At 67.5% G+C, this 16484-nt stretch carries 18 protein-coding genes; 15 read left to right on the forward strand and 3 right to left on the reverse strand.

The window, feature by feature from the left end; genetic code table 11:
* Nucleotides 1-56 precede the first annotated feature (56 nt).
* Nucleotides 57-248 (forward strand): DUF7697 family protein, encoded by a 192-nt coding sequence (locus tag MXB90_RS14915; protein ID WP_250046187.1) that lies wholly within the window; start codon nt 57-59, stop codon nt 246-248.
* On the opposite strand, the gene MXB90_RS14920 is transcribed toward MXB90_RS14915, so the two are convergent.
* Together MXB90_RS14920 and MXB90_RS14925 are read right to left on the reverse strand one after the other, a co-directional pair.
* A complete protein-coding gene (locus tag MXB90_RS14920; protein ID WP_250046188.1) occupies nt 238-618 on the reverse strand; it encodes a type II toxin-antitoxin system VapC family toxin in 381 nt (126 codons plus the stop codon). The genes MXB90_RS14915 and MXB90_RS14920 overlap by 11 nt on opposite strands.
* The gene (locus tag MXB90_RS14925) at nt 618-830 is read right to left on the reverse strand and encodes an AbrB/MazE/SpoVT family DNA-binding domain-containing protein (RefSeq protein WP_250046189.1); all 213 of its coding nucleotides are present in this window, start codon (nt 828-830) and stop codon (nt 618-620) included. The genes MXB90_RS14920 and MXB90_RS14925 overlap by 1 nt, the downstream gene beginning before the upstream one ends.
* Before the next feature lie 69 nt (nt 831-899).
* On the opposite strand from MXB90_RS14925, the gene MXB90_RS14930 reads away from it, so the two are divergent.
* From MXB90_RS14930 to MXB90_RS14990, 14 genes are all read left to right on the forward strand, one after another.
* A complete protein-coding gene (locus MXB90_RS14930; protein ID WP_250046191.1) occupies nt 900-3374 on the forward strand; it encodes a phage tail tape measure C-terminal domain-containing protein in 2475 nt (824 codons plus the stop codon).
* 11 nt (nt 3375-3385) lie between these two features.
* Nucleotides 3386-4039, forward strand: a complete 654-nt coding sequence (locus tag MXB90_RS14935) for a hypothetical protein (RefSeq protein ID WP_250046192.1) — start codon at nt 3386-3388, stop codon at nt 4037-4039.
* Between the two features lie 2 nt (nt 4040-4041).
* Nucleotides 4042-4641: a hypothetical protein gene (locus MXB90_RS14940; RefSeq protein WP_250046193.1), complete on the forward strand. Its 600-nt coding sequence runs from the start codon at nt 4042-4044 to the stop codon at nt 4639-4641.
* Nucleotides 4641-5042 carry a DUF6950 family protein gene (locus MXB90_RS14945; protein WP_250046194.1) on the forward strand — a complete coding sequence of 134 codons (402 nt, stop codon included), beginning with the start codon at nt 4641-4643 and terminating at the stop codon, nt 5040-5042. Before MXB90_RS14940 ends, MXB90_RS14945 begins: the two co-directional genes overlap by 1 nt.
* On the forward strand, nt 5042-8305 hold the full coding sequence (locus MXB90_RS14950) for a phage tail protein (RefSeq protein ID WP_250046195.1): 3264 nt from the start codon (nt 5042-5044) through the stop codon (nt 8303-8305). The genes MXB90_RS14945 and MXB90_RS14950 overlap by 1 nt, the downstream gene beginning before the upstream one ends.
* Entirely contained in the window at nt 8302-8943 is a 642-nt protein-coding gene (locus MXB90_RS14955; protein ID WP_250046196.1) for a hypothetical protein, read from the forward strand. The genes MXB90_RS14950 and MXB90_RS14955 overlap by 4 nt, the downstream gene beginning before the upstream one ends.
* A gap of 90 nt (nt 8944-9033) precedes the next feature.
* Nucleotides 9034-9417: a phage tail fiber protein gene (locus MXB90_RS14960; RefSeq protein ID WP_250046197.1), complete on the forward strand. Its 384-nt coding sequence runs from the start codon at nt 9034-9036 to the stop codon at nt 9415-9417.
* Nucleotides 9418-9448: 31 nt separating this feature from the next.
* Nucleotides 9449-11113 carry a hypothetical protein gene (locus MXB90_RS14965; protein ID WP_250046198.1) on the forward strand — a complete coding sequence of 555 codons (1665 nt, stop codon included), beginning with the start codon at nt 9449-9451 and terminating at the stop codon, nt 11111-11113.
* 11 nt (nt 11114-11124) lie between these two features.
* Nucleotides 11125-11448, forward strand: a complete 324-nt coding sequence (locus MXB90_RS14970; RefSeq protein WP_250046200.1) for a hypothetical protein — start codon at nt 11125-11127, stop codon at nt 11446-11448.
* Nucleotides 11449-11480: 32 nt separating this feature from the next.
* Nucleotides 11481-11825, forward strand: a complete 345-nt coding sequence (locus MXB90_RS14975) for a hypothetical protein (RefSeq protein ID WP_250046201.1) — start codon at nt 11481-11483, stop codon at nt 11823-11825.
* Nucleotides 11826-11830: 5 nt separating this feature from the next.
* Nucleotides 11831-11959 (forward strand): hypothetical protein, encoded by a 129-nt coding sequence (locus tag MXB90_RS17760; RefSeq protein WP_284040859.1) that lies wholly within the window; start codon nt 11831-11833, stop codon nt 11957-11959.
* 107 nt (nt 11960-12066) lie between these two features.
* On the forward strand, nt 12067-12741 hold the full coding sequence (locus tag MXB90_RS14980) for a YcbK family protein (RefSeq protein ID WP_250046202.1): 675 nt from the start codon (nt 12067-12069) through the stop codon (nt 12739-12741).
* Nucleotides 12738-12983: a hypothetical protein gene (locus MXB90_RS14985; protein WP_250046203.1), complete on the forward strand. Its 246-nt coding sequence runs from the start codon at nt 12738-12740 to the stop codon at nt 12981-12983. Before MXB90_RS14980 ends, MXB90_RS14985 begins: the two co-directional genes overlap by 4 nt.
* The gene (locus tag MXB90_RS14990) at nt 12970-13137 is read left to right on the forward strand and encodes a hypothetical protein (RefSeq protein ID WP_349665918.1); all 168 of its coding nucleotides are present in this window, start codon (nt 12970-12972) and stop codon (nt 13135-13137) included. The genes MXB90_RS14985 and MXB90_RS14990 overlap by 14 nt, the downstream gene beginning before the upstream one ends.
* Nucleotides 13138-13162: 25 nt before the next feature.
* Here the strand turns inward: MXB90_RS14990 and MXB90_RS14995 are convergent, their stop codons facing one another.
* Nucleotides 13163-16042 carry a UvrD-helicase domain-containing protein gene (locus MXB90_RS14995; protein WP_250046205.1) on the reverse strand — a complete coding sequence of 960 codons (2880 nt, stop codon included), beginning with the start codon at nt 16040-16042 and terminating at the stop codon, nt 13163-13165.
* Between the last annotated feature and the right edge of the window lie 442 nt (nt 16043-16484).

The raw sequence follows: 16484 nt of genomic DNA on the forward strand, positions 1-16484 counted from the left end.
CGATCACGTTCGAGGGCGAACAGATCTGGGATCTGGTGGGGCGGCTGGGCGGGCAATTGCGCGTCGCAGCTGGCTTCGACGGGGGCACGATCCTCGGCTGGGACATGGGGGCCGCACTGGCGATGGCGCGGGCGCTGGGGGTCAACGCGCTTCTTGCCGCCGAAGTCCTGCCCGCGCTCGAGGCGGTGATGGTGCGCCGGCTGAACGCGCAGATGGCGGAGGGTTCTGCCCCCGGGCTCAGCCCCTGACCTTCTCGATCAGGGTAACGCCCGGCAATCCGTCGAAATGTTTGTCGCAGGTGAGAAGTGTCGCCCCGCGGGCCCGCGCAGTGGCAAACATGATAGCGTCCGCTGTCGCAAGCTTGTGCGCGCGGCTGGCTTCGGCCGCGGCAAGCGCGATTTCAGTGTCGAGCGGCACGACCTGGCAGACCTGCGTGAAGGCGATCACCTGATCGGCCTTGTCCTCGCCGACCTCGCGCGTGAGCCATTTCGCGAGTTCCAGCTGCACCATGGTCGGCACCAGCCACTCGACCTGATCGGGCAGATGCTCCGCCACCCGCTCGCCGGTCGGCGATCCGATCAGCCATTCGATCCAGGCAGAGGTATCGACGAGGATCATCACACCCGATCCGCACGATCACGGTAATCGGTGGCGGAGGCCCCGCGCGCGAGCCCCTTCAGGTCTTCCCGCTTCGGAACCGGCACCAGGAGCACGCCGGTCCCCTTCGGGATGAAGGCAAAGGTCAGCCCGGCTTCCCAATGCTGCGCCGTGCGGATCGCCTTGGGAATCGAGATCTGGAATTTCGAGGACAGGGTCGCGGTCTCGGCCATGATCATACGCCTTCTTTATCGATGCAAGTAACGTAAGAGCGCAGGCGCGCGAACGCAAGGATCCCGAACATGGCCGAGAAACGTGTTTCTGTCCGCCTTTCGGCGGTGGGCGGCCGCCAGGTGCGGGCGGAACTGGAGGGGATCGGGGCGGCGGGATCGCGGGGCTTCACGCGGATCTCGCGGGAGATGGATCTGGCCAATGCGCGGCTGGCGGCTTTCACCCGGCGCGCGAAGCTGGCGGCTGCGGCGGCGGGTGCGGCGGTGGCGACGGCCGGTGTGGCGCTGGTGCGCTCGGGTCTGCAGACGGTGGATGCGCAGGCCAAGCTCGCGCAATCGCTGGGCACCACGGTCGAGAGCCTGCAGCGGCTTGCGCGCGCGGGCGAGCTGGCCGGTGTCGGTTTTGCCGGGATCGAGCAGGCAACGAAGGACATGACGCGGCGGCTGAGCCAGGCGGCGACGGCCGGTGGCCCGGTGGCGGAAGCGCTGGACCGGTTGAACCTGTCCGCGGGAACCTTGCTGCAACTGCCGCTCGACCAGCGCATCGCGGCGGTTTCCGCGGCGATGGAGGCCTTCATCCCGGTGACGCAGCGCGCCGCTGTGGCGGGGCAGATCTTCGGCGAGGAAGGCTCGATCGCGATGAGCCGGATTGATACAGCCACGCTGCGTCAGGCGACCGAGGATGCCCGCGACTTCGGGGTGGTGGTCTCGGAAGCCGATGCCGACCAGATCGAGCGCACGAATGACGCGCTGTCGCGGCTCGGCCTGATCTGGCGCGGGGTGTCGAACCAACTCGCGGTTGCCGCCGCCCCGGCGTTGGAAGCTGTCGCAAATGCCATGGCCGCGCTGGCGCGCAGCACCGGCCCCTTCGGGAGCGCGATCCGCCTCGCCTTCGACAATATCGGACGGCTGACGGCCTATGCCGCGACCTTCGCCGGGGTGATGGCGGGGCGCTGGGTCGCCTCTCTGGCGCTGGCGGCTCTCTCGGTGAAGGGCCTGACGCTCTCGCTTGTCGCCCTGCGCGGGGCGCTGATCCGCACCGGGATCGGCGTGCTGATCGTCGGCGCCGGGGAACTGGTGCATCAGTTTGCAAGGCTTGCCATCGCCACCGGCGGCATCGGTACGGCCCTGTCCCTGCTGAGGGATCTCGCGGTGCAGGCCTGGGATCGCCTTGGTCTCTCCGCCGCAGCCGCCTGGTCCCGGGTCGAAGCCGGCTGGGCCGCGGCCCAGGCCGGGATCCTTGACGGCCTGCAGGGCGCGCTTGAGGCCGTGACCGGCTGGGGCAATCGCGCGGTGGGGACGTTTCAGGGGGCGTTTGACGCGGTCAAGGCGATCTGGGGCGCCCTGCCAAAGGCGATCGGGGATTTCGCCTACCGCGCCGCCAATGGTCTGATTGCGGGCGTCGAGGCGATGCTGAATGCGGTCGTCACCCGGATCAACGGATTCATCGAGGGACTGAACGCGGCACTGGCGCTCTTGCCCGACTGGGCCACCGGCGGTGACGGGATCCGCATCGGCACGCTGGGCGCTGTCGATCTCGGCGGGCTCGACAACCCTTTCGAGGGCGCCGCTGCGGCTGCGGGCGATGCGGCCGGGGAAGCGTTTCAGGCGGCGTTGGGCAAGACCTATGTCGCGGCCCCTGACCTCTTCGGCGGGATGGCGGAGACTGCGCGCGGCCGGTCCAGCGCCTCTGCGGAAGCCGCCGACAAACTCGCGCAGGCCGCGACACGTCCTCTGCCCGCCTGGGCGGCGCTGAAGCAGGCCGTGACGGGAACCGAGGATGCGCTGGAAGACACCGTCCCGGTTACCAGCGATCTGGCCGAGGGCTTCGATCAGGCCGCCGCCGCGGGCGGCCGGGCCGGGGCTGCGGGAAAGACCGCCGCCGAAGAGACCAGACAGGGCTGGGAGGCGGTGCGGGCGGCGCTTGCGGATTATGCCGATCAGGCGCGTCGCATCGGCGCGGGCGTGGGTGATGCGCTGGTCGGCGCCTTTCGCAGCGCCGAGGAGGCGGTGGGCAATTTCGTGCGCACGGGCAAGCTCGATTTCCGGGAGCTGGTGACCTCGATGCTGGCCGATCTCGCGAAGCTCTCCTTCCGCAGTGCCGTGACCGGACCCCTGGCGGGTTGGCTTGCGAGGGCATTCTCGGGCGCAGGCCGGGCGGGCACCACCGCGCTTCTGGGCGCCAGCATCCTGCATGCGGGCGGCACGGTGGGTCTCGACGGACCGCAGCGCCAGGTCCCGGCCGCACTCTTTGCCGGCGCGCCGCGGATGCATGCGGGCGGCTGGCCCGGGCTGCGGCCCGACGAGGTGCCAGCCATCCTGCAGCGCGGCGAACGGGTGCTGTCGCGGAGCGAAGCACAGCGCGCGGGGGGCGGTCCGGGGTCCGGCGGCGGCACCGTCGATCTGCGGGTGTTTGTCGAGGGCGGCAGTCTGAAGGCGGAGGTGGTGCAACTGAGCGGGGCGGTCGCCGCCCGCGTGGTCGAGGGCTATGACCGCGCCCTGCCGCGCCGGTTGCAGCAGATCGGCCGCGATCCGCGGAAGGTCTGAGGGGAACGACCATGGCTGAGGACGACCCGATCGCGGCGGCCGCCTTCTGGGGCGGGCTGCGCGTGGCCACGGCCAGGTTTTCGCTGGGCGAGGCGCTGAGCCACTCGCGCACGCGCGGCGGCGAGATCCTGGTGGCCGATCAGGGCGCCCGGCTCTGGACCGGCACGGTGGAGCTCTGGCAAGCGCACCATGATGCCGCCGATGCGGTGATGGCCCGGATCGAGGCGCTGCAGATGGCCGGCGCCGCGCTGATGGTCCATCCCCTGCCACGCCCCGGCCCGATCCACGATCCGGAGGGGGTGGTCCTCGGCGCCGCCACCCCGGTGATCGCAAGCCTCGCGCCCAATGCCCGCGCCCTCACGCTTTCCGGCCTGCCCGCGGGCTATCTGCTCGCCCCCGGCGACATGCTGGGCTTCCCCTATGGAACGCCCGTCAAATACGCGCTGCACCGCGTCGTGCTCGGCAGCACCGCCGGGGCCGGCGGCAGCACCGGCCTTCTCGAGCTGGTGCCCGGGATCCGCCCCGGCGCCAGCCTCGGCACGCCCGTCAGCCTCGTCCGCCCCGCGATGAAGGCGCTGATTGTTCCCGGTTCGGTGAACCCGGGTCAGGGCCAGGGCATCTGGCGCCGGGGCATCGCCTTTTCCTTTATCCAGACCTTGAGGTAACCATGCGCAGCTTCGATCCCGCGACCGCCGCCCATCTCGCCGCACGCCGTCCCACCCTCGCGCGCCACCTGCTCTGGATCACGGCGCGCAACCGCAGCACCGGGGCGACCGAGTCCCTCGGCCTCTGGACCGGGGAATATACCCGCAGCTTCACCATCGAGGGCGTGCCGCGCGATTATCACGGCGTCGGCGCCCTCCTCGATCTGCCGCAGATCACCGGCCAGATCGGCGTGGAGGTCCGCACCCACCGGGTGACGCTCTCGGCGCTCTCGGCGGAAGCCCAGCAGCTGATCCGCGGCTATGATCCCCGTCTCGCCCCGGCCGAGATCCACCGCGTCCTCTTCGACCCGCACGCCCCCACCACGCCGATCGGCGCACCGGTGCGGATGCTGCGCGGCTGGGTCGATGGGGTCACCTTCAACGAGGCGGGCAGCGGAGATTACACGGTCGAACTCACGCTGGTGAGCCATGCGCGCGGGCTGACGGTGCCGCTGCCGCTGCGGCGCTCGGATGCAAGCTATAGCTTGCGCGGCGGGGACCGGATCGGGCGGTATTGCGACCTCTCCGGCTCGGTGCCGATCCATTGGGGGGAGGCACGCTGATGCGCTACCCGGACTGGCGCACAAGGCTGCAGGCGCATCTGGCCACTGCTGCGCGCAAACCCTTAGCCTATGGCACGCATGATTGCGCGCTCTTTGCCTTCGGTGCGGTGCAGGCGATGACGGGCCTCGACATGGCGCGCGGGTTTCGGGGCTACCGCACGCTCGCCGGGGCGATGAAGCGGCTGCGCAAGGCGGGGCTGGCCGATCAGTTCGCGCTGGTCGCGCGCCATCTGCCCGAGATCCCGGTGGCCTGCGCCCGGGTCGGCGATCTGGCGGTGGTGCCGGGCGATGCGGGCGAGGCCTTCGGCGTCGTGCAGGGCGAATACATTCATGTGCTGCAAAAGGACGGCCTGGCCCTGGTGCCGCTCCTGGCAGCCACTCGCGCCTTCGAGGTGAACTGATGCCGCCCGTCGGAGCTTTCCTGGCCGGGGCCGCCTCGTTCCTGACGACCGGGGTGGTGGCCGGTGCCGGCATCACCGGCGCCTGGGCGGCGGGTGCGGCCACCGCGAGCTTCCTGACCACGACCGTGGTGGGGCGGCTTCTGACCACGGTGGCGCTGAGCGCGCTGTCGCGCGCGATGGCGCCCAAACCCCGAACGCCCGGCCTTGTCACCGAGGCCACCACGACCGGCGAGGCGGCATCGCAGGCGAGCCTCTTCGGCTTCTATGCCACCGCGGGCCATCATCTCTGCCCGCCGATGACACATGGCACGCATGGCAAGACCAAAAACGCCTATCTCACCTATGTCGTGGCCCTGTCGGATCTCCCCGGCTGCACGCTGCAGCGGCTCCTGGTGAACGACCAGCCCGTCACGCTGGCGACAACGCCGGATGCCAACGGGTTTCTGGGCGCGACCGGGCGTTTCGCGAACTTCCTCTGGGTGAAGGTTTACGACGGCACCCAGACGGTCGCCGACCCCTGGCTGCTGTCAAAATACGGCACTGGCACGAAGCAGGACATATCGGTCGGGCGACCGTGGCTGGGCGACATGGTCGGCCCCGGCCTGTGCTATGCGATCGTGACCTTCCGCTATGACCGGCCGCGGTTTTCCGGCCTGCCGAAGCTCCTGTTCGAGATCATGGGCGCGCCGCTTTACGATCCCCGGAAAGACAGCACGGTCGGTGGATCTGGGCCGCATCGCTGGTCGGATCCCGCGACCTGGGAGCCGAGCGCCAATCCGATCGTGCAGGTCTACAATATCCTGCGCGGGATCCAGGTGCCCGGTTCAGGTATCTGGGGCCTCGGCGTGCCGGCGGCCGATCTGCCGCTGTCGAACTGGTTCGCGGCGATGAATGTCTGCGACCAGCCGGTGGACGGTGCGCCGCAATACCGCGCGGGCTTCGAGATCCGGTTCGACGAGGAGCCCGGCGCGGTGATCGAGGAACTCCTGAAGACCTGTTCCGGCGCCCTGTCCGAGATGGGCGGGGTCTGGAAGGTGCGCGCGGGGGCCGCCGGTCTGCCGGTTCAGTATTTCACCGACGAGGATCTGATGCTGGGCGACAGCGCCAGCTTCACCCCCTTCGGCTCGCTGAACGAGACCCACAACGGGGTCACCGCGAGCTATCCCGACCCCGAGGCGCTCTGGCAGCCGAAGGAAGCGCCGCCGCGCTACAATGCCGCCTGGGAGGCGGAAGATTTCAATCGCCAGCTGGTGGCCGCGCTCGATCTGCCGGCCTGCCCGTACCCGGTGCAGGTGCAGCGGCTGATGCGGGCCTGGATCGAGGACGAGCGCCGCTTTCGCCGCCACAGCCTCACCCTGCCACCCGATGCCGCGATCCTCGAGCCGCTCGACGTGGTGTCCTGGACCTCGGCCGAGAACGGCTATGTCGAGAAGACCTTCGAAGTGGTCGAGATCGGCGATGATCCGGGCACGATGATCCAGCGCCTCGCGCTGCGCGAGGTGAATGCCGCCGATTACGACTGGTCGCCCGCCGATCAGATCCCTTGGGACATCTCGCCGGTCGGGCCGGATGTGCCGCCCGATCTGACCCCCGATGCCTTCACCGTTACCGGCATCGAGATCCGCGACGGCCAGAACATCGGCCGCCGCCCCGCGCTGCGGCTGGAGTGGAGCGAGGAAGATTTCGAGCTGATCACGGCGGTCGAATGGGAGCTGCGCCGCAGCGGCACCACCGAGGTCATCGCCACCGGCACGATGAACAATCCCGCCGCCCGCGCCGTCGTCGTCTCGGCCGGCCTGATCGGGGCCACGAGCTACGACGCGCGCATCCGCTACATCGCCCCCGCGCTCACCACCCTCTGGACCGGCTGGGTCACCGCATCGACCCCCGATGTGCGGCTCACGGCCGAGGATATCTCCACCGCCGTGATGCAGGAGATCGCCGAGGCCCAGGCTGCGGCGGATCAGGCCGTGGCCGAGGCCGCCTCGGCGCTGGCCAAGGCGCTGTCGGTCGAGGCAACCTCCGAGAGCGCGCTGGTCCTGCGCCCGATCGGCGGAACCGGGGCAGCCAACATCCGCATCGTCGAATGGGACGATGCCGCCGGCGCCGGATCGGCCATCGTCCTGGCCGGCGACAACGTCATCGCGCCGGGCACGCTCAGCACATCCCGGCTCGTCGTGCATGACAATTCGGCCGTCTTCTCGGAGGTCTTCGACAGCGCCGCGGCGCTGGCGCAATGGCAGAACCATGCCGGGTTGGGCGAATTGGCGATCGTGTCCTCGGCCCATGCCAGGCAGGGCGGCAAGGTCTTGCAGGTGGGCAACAACAGTGGTGACGACCAGGCCTGGTATGTCGCCCGCACGCTGATCCCCTTCGATCCAGACCGGACCTATCGCATCCGCGCCGGCCTGCGCAAAAACGCGGGTGCCGGCATGATCTATCTGGGCTTTGTCGGCGTGGCGGCCGATGGCGTGACGCTGGTGAACAATACGGGCGCGAACACGCATACGGCGCAATTCTACGCGCCGAGCGGCGGCCAGTCCCCGGCGCTGAACACCTATACCGAGATCACCGGCTATGTGCGCGGCGTGGGATCGGGAGGCGCAGGCACGCTGGCAAGCCCGCGGATGATCCATGCCAATGTGCGCTATCTGCGCCCGGTCATCATCGTGAACTACGAGACTGTCGCGGGTCAGACCCTTGTCGACTACGTCAAGGTCGACACCGTCTCGGACGCGACCCTCATCGCCGATGGCGCGATCAGCACGGAAAAGATCGTGGCCGGCGCCATCACCGCCGCCAGCGGCATCATTGCCGATGCCGCCATCGCCAATGCCAAGATCGCCAATGGCGCGATCACCACCGCCAAGATCGCCGATCTGCAGGTCAACACGATCAAGATCGCCAACAATGCCATCACCAGCCTCGTTGCGACCGAGATTTCCTCGGGCAGCCCGTCGTTTTCCTTCACCGCGACGGTCGGGACCTCGGCGGTGGTCTTTGCCACCTTCCAGGTCGCCATCTCCACCTGGTTCAACTCCGAGAACTCGAATGGCGAGTATTACAGCTACAATGTCTCGCTGAACGGCAAGTCGATCGGGGGCGGGTACACCTCGGTCAACAACACGAACCTCTCGCCCTTCTGGGAAAGCTTCGCCATTCCGGTGCAGATCACCCAGTCCTCGAACACGATCAGCGTCTCGGGCGCGATCGTGTCCTCCTCCTCCAAGGTGGGCCTCGGGGCCCTGAAGGTGCTCAAGTGATCGAACTCACCGTCTATGACGCCGCCACCGGCGAGATCCGCCGCGTGCTGCGGGGCCCGCAAATCGAGGAGCTGACCGCAACGATCGGCCCGGACGAGGCGGTCCTGCCCGGCGCGCTGGACGCGGCGGAGGTCTATATCGTGGCTGACCAGCCCGTGGCCTATCCGCCGAGGCCGGGCCCCTGGGCCGTGTTCGATTACGCCGCATGCCTCTGGATCGATCCGCGTACCGAGGCCGATCTCGCGGCGGCGCTGGAAGCCACGCGGCGCGCGGCGATCCGCAGCGTCAATGCCGCCTGTGGCGCGGTGCGGGCGCGCTTCGTGACGCAGCTGCCGGGCCAGGAAATGATCTATCTGCGCAAGGAGGCCGAAGCCCGCGCCTTCATCGCCGACCCTGCACCGGATCTGGCGGCCTATCCCTTCATCTCGGCCGAAGTCGGGATTACCCCACCGGGCGGCACCGCCCTCCATGTGGCCCAGACCTATCTCGCGATGTCGGCGCAATGGCAGGCGATCGGCGCCGCGCTCGAACAGATCCGGCTCGGCTCCATCGGCCAGATCGAAGCGGCCGCGACTGAGGCCGCGATTACCGCGGCGCTTTCCGCAGTCCAGACCGCGCTCGAGGGCTTCGCGCCATGAGCCCGCCCTGATCGACGAGACCGCACCGCCTGACCCCGCATCTGTCCGTTTTTCGCCCGCCCGCGCGGGCCTTTTTCCATGGAGGAACCCATGTCATCCTTTTCCGACTATCTCGAGAATGCGCTGCTGAACCATGTGTTTCGCAACACGGCACTGAGCGCGCCGCCCGCGGTCTACATGGCGCTGTTCACCGCCAGCCCCAGCGATGCCGGCGGCGGCACGGAAGTCGCCGCTGCGGGCTATGCGCGCCAGGCGGTCAGCTTTGGCGCGCCGGTGGGCGGCGCCATCTCCAATACGGCGGCCGTGGCCTTCACCGCCACCGGCACGGCCTTCGGCACCATCGTCGCGGTGGGCTTCTTCGATGCCCTCTCCGGCGGCAACATGCTGGCCTGGGATGACATCGCCAGCGCCGCGATCGGGCCCAGCGATACGATCGAATTCCCCGTCGGCGACATCGACATCACCCTGACCTGATCGGTTTTCCGAGCCTCGCAGGACAGCCGTCATGACAGCCCCCACTCTCACGCATCTTGTCTCTGCGCAATCGGTCGCGACCGTCACGTCGCTCTCATCGGGCAGCGTCACGATCACTGCCGGCCGTCCTGCGCTTGCCATTGTGCTGTCCGGCGCACTGAACAGCGACGACAATACCACCCCGCCAAGCTTCAGCGGGGCGGGGCAAACCTGGACGCAGCTGCTCACCACCACCGATGTGTTCGCGGACACAGGCTACAACGACTACATGCGCGTGAGCCTGTTCGTCACCGATGCGAGCAGTGGCGGGTCCGGGGTGCTGACCGCAACGCACCCGCCAGGCGAACAGCAGGACATTCTTGCCTTTGCGGTCTGCGAGCTGGCGGACGGCAGTTTCGCCAACCCGGAACCCCTGGCAAAGGGCAACAACGCCACGTCGATGACGGATGCCCTGGCCGGGGTCGCGGCGGGCGACAGATACGCGGCGCTGTGTCTCTGGACGAGTTTCTACACCGGATCTCCGGGCGGGTTCACCGCGCGGTCCGGCTGGACGGAGGTCACGCAAGTCATTGCCTCGGACGCGGGCTATGGACTTGCATTCCAGCTGCAGCTTTCGCCCGTTGGCGGGGATGCGACTGCGTCGTTCAGCGTCTCGAACACCGGTCAGCTGGCCCTGATCGCAATCCCTCTGGAAGCCGCCACGGCTGGCGGAACGACATGGCCTGCCGCCGCTCACATCGTGTCAGCCAGCGACAGCGCGGGGTCGCACCGCATGATCCGCAGGCGCAGGGCTGCGCCGACGGCGGCCAGCGTTCCGACGACGATGCGCCGCATGATCCGGGCCCGGACAGCGGCCGCAGCGGCGGGAAGCAGTGTCCTGGGAAGGCCGCGTCTCGTGCAGTCGCGCAGCGTGACGGTCGAGGGTGCCGCCGCATTTTCCCTCACCGCACCGCGTGTCAGGCGACGGTACACGGTCGCGGTCACGGGCGGCGCGACGCTCGCAATCGCCGCGCGGACTGTCCGACCGCGATCGGTTTCCGTTTCGGCGCAGGCGGTTCTCGCCGCCAATGCCAATGTGGCTGGGACCATGGCGCGCAGCGCGGCGTCCACGGCGCAGAGCAGCGTCGGTATTTCCGCGCGCGTGATCCGGTCGCGGGTGGTTTCGGCGGGCGTTTTCTCCTCGATGTCAGCCAGCGCCCGCGTCGCCGGCAAGTTGACGCGTGGCGCGGCGGTCGGTGCCGTGAGCAGCATTGCGCTTTCCGCGCAGGTGTCACGGCGACGATCGGCCGCAATTGGGACGCAGACCGCGGTTCTGGCCACCGGCACTATCTCGGGGAAGCTGAGCGCCCGGTCCGCGCCGACGGCCGCAGCGATGGTCACGGTCCAGCTTCGGGTGATCCGGAACCGTAGGTCCGCGGCAGGGGCAAGTGGAACCGCAAATGCGGATCCTCGTATCCGTCGCCCGCGCCGGGCTGGCGTCACCGCAGCCTCCGCGTTGGTCCTCACGCGTCGCGTCATCCTGGCGCGCGCCGCGAATGTGGACAGTGCACCCCTCGTGGCGGTGCGTTTCTGGATCTCGGGCCTCAGTACCAGGCGGCACGCGCTGCCCCGGGCCAGTGCGAATGGCGGCGTGGTGGCGCCATCGGAACGCCGGGGCCGGGTGCAGCCGCATCTGCGCGGCGAAACCCTCAGGTGAAGGAGGAACAGATGAACACCTTCCGGATCAAGCAGGGCGATACATCGCCCGCCCTCATCTTTGCCCTTGAGCCAGCGGCCGAGGTGAACCTCACAGGGGCCAGCGTCGTCTTCAACATGCGCCCGCGTCGCGGCGATCCGACGATCCTGCGCGCGCCTGCGATCGTGGTGCTGGCGACCGGCACGCCCACCGTGCGCTACGACTGGGCGCTTGGCGACACCGGGCAGAGCGGGGCCTATGAGGCCGAGTTCGAAGTCACCTATGCCGATGGCGCGATCGAGACCTTTCCCAATGCAGGCTACATCCGCGTCGAGATCGCCGATGACATCGCCTGATCGCAACCCATCCGATGTTGAGGGAGGCTGACATGGCCGACGAACCCACGATCTGGGGCGAGATCTGGCGCTCGGTCGCGGCCAATGCGACCATCGCCGCCGCGGCCTGGGGGGCAGCGGGCGGCGCCACCTCGGCGCTGGTGATCAAGGTCTCCTCGCGCGATGCGATCCGCCAGATCATCCTCGGTGCGCTCACCTCGGGCGGGATGGGCACGCTCGGCGGCGGCCTCGTCGCGGTCTGGCTCGATCTGCCCGCCGGGGCGATCCCCGCCATTGGTGCCGGCGGATCGATCGCCTATCTCGTTGGCGTCTTCGGCCCTGCCATCATCGAAGTGCTGCTCACGCGCATTCGCGCCGGGCGCCTGCCGCGGGGCTGAGCGTCATGAAGCCCCGTCTGCATCTGCGCCGCGCGCCCCGCTGCCCCTGGAGCGATTTCCGCCACCGCATCCGCATCGGCCTCGCGGTCTTCGTCCTGATCGTCCTCCTGCAGCGTCTCTTCGGCTGCGGGTGAGCGCGCGCCGGGCCGTGCGCGGCCATCGCCGGGCGGACAGATCCTGCCCCACACCACCCCAACGCATCGAACCGCCCCAGAGGCGGTTTTTCCATCTGGAGCACCCCATGCCTATCCTGACCTGGTCCCACTGGCGCAAGGTGCCGAACGGCCTCTGGCGCTGGAAGAACTTCTCGCCCGCGGAAATCGCCTGTCGCGGCACCGGTGCGCTCAAGATCGACACCGAGGCCCTGGACAAGCTGCAGGCCCTGCGCGACCGGCTGGGCAAGCCGCTGATCATCCGCTCGGCCTATCGCAGCCCGGAACACAATCGTCGTGTGGGTGGCGCGCCGCGTTCCAAGCACATGGACGGCACGGCCTTTGACATCGCCATGGCCAACCACGATCCCGTTGCCTTCGAGGCGGCGGCGCGGGAGGTCGGGTTCCTGGGGTTCGGGTATTATCCCCGCTCGGGCTTCATGCATATCGACCTCGGGCCCGCGCGAAGCTGGGGCGAAAAGTTCCCGGCACGGGCAGTGCCGTTCGCGCCGGAAACCCCGCCCGCGCGGGAGGTCCTGGCCGAAAGCCGCACCTTCCGCGGCAGCGGCGCCGCGGGAGCGGCGACCGTCGGTGCGGCCGGTGTGGAGGTTCTTCAAGAGGCACTGGCTGAAACGCAGTCCACGATCCAGCCGCTGGTGCCGTATCTCGATGCCCTACGCTGGGTGCTGGTCGCCATCGCCCTGATCGGCATCGCCGTCACCATCCACGCGCGGCTGGACGACTGGAAGCGAGGCCAGCGGTGATTGCCTGGCTTCTCACCCACGGCCCCGCCCGCAAGGTGCTGGGCCTGATCCTCGCCGCGGGAGCGATCCTGCTGTTCCTTTTGAACCTGCGCCGCACGGGTGAACGCGCAGGGCGCGCTGCCGAGCGGCTTGATGCCAGAGAGAGGAATAATGCCATCCACCGAGAGATGCTCGATGCCGGCACCCGCCGCCCTCATGATCGTGACGCTCTGGCTGACCGGCTGCGAGATGGCAGGTTCTGAAACCGCGGCACCCTGCCCGCCCGTTGTCGATTACACAGTGGCCGATCAAGCGCGTGCCGCCGATGAGGTCGAAAAGCTGCCGGAACGTTCCGCCATCGTCCGGATGCTCAGTGATTACGCGGTCCTGCGCGACCAGGCGCGGGCGTGCCGGTGAAATCCGGGATGCTGCTCGCCCGGCGTCAGACCCTTTTCCGGCGCCGTGGCTTGGGAATGGCGGGCTGATTGCCGTTCGCGATCTTCGCTTTTCCGGTACAGGTCGGATAGCGAACGCAGCCGAGGAACTTGCCGAAACTGCCGCTGCGTTCGACAAGCCAGCCATCTTCGCAGTCTGGGCACGTCGGATAGTTGGCACCGCACTCGCATCGCACATCGCTGGTTCCGTCAGCATGGCGTGGCAGGGCCGTTCCGCAGGATGGGCAGGCGGGCAGAAGGTTTCCGCAGTGCTGCACATGCTCGCACCGGTACCAGATGCGGCCATCCTGCCCGGTCACGCCCAGCAATCGCCCGCCGCATTCGCCGCAAACGTGAGCCTCGGGTTCAGCTCCGGGGGCTGTCGAGATCCCGTAGGCGGGGTCTTTGCGAAGCTCGGTCACGAAGGACGAAGGACGGGCGTTCGAGGCAAGGATCGTCAGGGTGTGACGGGCCCGCGTCATCGCCACATACATGACGCGCCGCTCCTCGGCGTTCTGGAACGCCTCCTCTTCCGGCGAAACCAGAGACAAGAGGGGGTCGTCGACGATCTCTGACGGAAATCCCATGCGCCCGCTGTCGGCGTTCAGCATGACGACGTGGTCGGCTTCCAGCCCTTTCGAGGCATGGATGGTCTTGAAGCTGATCTTCAGCCGCGGGAACCGGCGGCGCAGGCCCTGCATGTCTGGCTCGATGAAGCGGTAACGCCCAAGGAGCAGCACAGTCGCGGGCTTGGTCTCCAGCGCCGCGGCGGAAGACATGGCCGCAAGCACCTCGTTCAGTTTCGCCTCATCCTCGCCTTTGGACACCGTGACGACCCTGATCGCCGGTTCGGTGGCAGTCCCGGCCGGAACGATTTTCTTGTCGATTTGGGCGGGGTTCCGCAGAACGAAGGTTCGGGCGGCAAAGGCAATCTGGTCGACCGAACGGAAGGTGCGGCCGAGGTCGACGGTCCTGTGCACGCCAGCTTCGCCATCGAAGCTGCCACCAAACTCCCGCCCGAAATGGCGCATCAGGTGGATGTCGGACCCTGCGAAGCGGAAGATGGATTGCCAGTCGTCCCCCACAGCAAAGACGCGCACGTCCGGATGCTGGGCCTTCAGCGCCTTCACCAGCCGGGCTCGGCTTTGGGAGATGTCCTGGAATTCGTCGACAAGGATGTGGCGGAACGGGCTGACATAGCGACCGTCCTCTGCATAGCGCGCAGCGCGCAGGATCATGTCCTCGAAGTCGATCCGGCCCTCAAGACGCTTCTGATATTCCTCGAAGACCGGCGCGAATACGTCGAGGAACGCGCGGGCGCGCTTGCCCAGCTTCATCCGATCTGACTTGGTCTCGCAATCCTGCAGGCTGTAGCCGCCGCTCTTGAACTTGCGCAGGAAGGTTCCGAGCAGCTTGGAAAAGTCATCGACCTGCTTCAGCTCGACGATCCGGTCATAGATGGTGTCCACCGGCCGGGGATTCAGGGTGACATGCGGCGCCAGCTTCTCGGCAAGTCCGGTCAGCAATCGCCCCTCCTGCCGTTCATAGCTGTAGGTCTCGATCAGGGTCGTTTGATGCTCGGCGTGGATCTTCCGCTTCCAGTCCATGCCTGCCAGGTATTCGTCGCGGTCCACGAAGGGTGCCGTGACCAGCCGCTCGCTGCCGTCCCGTGCCTTTTCACGCCGCACGCCGAAATGCTCGATGTAGATGCCGCTTTCGGTCAGCCGGAAATCCGGCTGGTAATCGCGCCTGCCGCTTTCCGCGATCTTGTGCTCGTAGACCGGCTCGTACTCGTATTCGACGCCGTTTTCGTAAAGCCAGTTGGCGATCTGCAGTTCTTCGTAACTCTTGACCTTCTCGCCCTGCAGCGTCCGCAGGTCCTGGCTCTCCATGTGGGTGTAGAAGTCATGCTTGGTCTTAAAGTCCCATTCCGTCTTGGGCTCGACCAGAAAATGCGCGAAGAACTGGATGATCGCCTTCGACACCTCCGACAAGCGGTATACGAGGTCCTTCAGGATCTGCTTGATCAGGTTGCTGAACGCCATCTCGTCGGTGGCATGATCCGCCAAGGCGGGCTTTGACCCTTCGACGATCCCGATGATGTCATAGGCAATCGCGTGGAAGGTCCGCGCGACGATGGGCACGCCGGATCGGGCTTCGACCCGTTCAGACATCTCCTCGGCCGCATTCTTCGCGAAGGCCAGAAGCAGGATCTCCTCCGGCTGACGGATGCCCGCCTTGACCAGATAGGCCGCCTTGGCGGTGATGACGCTGGTCTTCCCCGATCCCGCACCGGCGAGCACCAGCGTCGCATCCTCATCGACGACAACCGAAAGGCGCTGTTCCGGCGTCAGCGGCTTGCTCTCGATCGCGTCGAAGAAGTCCTTCCAGCGGTCCAGTTCGGCCGTGACGAAGGAGGAGAGGGCATTTGCTCGTGCCACTCGCGGGTCGGCGGCAAATTTCCGGACGGGTGCGATGCGCGCGACGACCTCGGGACCGATGGCCTCGGCACTCAGCTTCGACAGAAGCGATGCATCCAGAGCCCGGGCGTCATCCAGGAGCGGCGCGATCTGGCACGCCGAGGGATATCGGGGCGGCGCTGCCAGCGCCAACACCCCGGCGACGACCCGGTCCAGTCGCGCAGCTTCCATCTCAAGGGCTGCGAGATTGAAGCGTGTCCAGGCCTCTTTGACCTCGTCCGCGAAACCTGTGGCAGCGACGTGGCTCGCCGCCTTCAGCGTTATATCGGCGCGGTCATGCGAGTTTATCGTCAGCGCAGTCCCAAGCATCCCCTTCCGGAGGGCAGGAGCATTCGTCAGCGCTTGCAATGGCAGGCTGGCGATTTGACCGCGTTGCGTGATCCTGATGTGATCCCCGTCCAGCTCCATTGCGCGGACAGACCTCCCAAAGGGGTCAAGGAAGAATCCAAGCAAGGGACGTTGTTGCAATCGAATCAATGAACTGGGCCTCGTGGTCGCGTCCTGTCAGCTTGTGCTGCGACCAGGGTGGTCTGCAACCGTGATCGGTCTCCATGCGCGCACTGATTCCGGTCCCTGCGGAGAATAGGAATGCCAATCTCCGCAGGTAATGCGGAGATTGGCTAGTTGGCGCGCCTTGCCCACGTGTTCATTTTTGCTTATCTTGAAGACAAGCAGATGGAGGCGACCATGTCCCAGACCACGACGATGACTGTCCGGATCAGCGGCGCGCTGAGCGAGTTCGTGGCGTCGAACGTGGGCGAGAACGGGTCCTACGGTAATCCCCCCCGAAAGTAAGGGGCTGCATAAGTAGAATTTTCTCGGCAAGATGAACGAGGAGATTCTGAATGAA

Origin of the sequence: Phaeovulum molybdatiresistens (assembly GCF_023544865.1) — a bacterium.
In the GTDB taxonomy this organism is placed as follows: Bacteria; Pseudomonadota; Alphaproteobacteria; order Rhodobacterales; family Rhodobacteraceae; genus Pontitalea.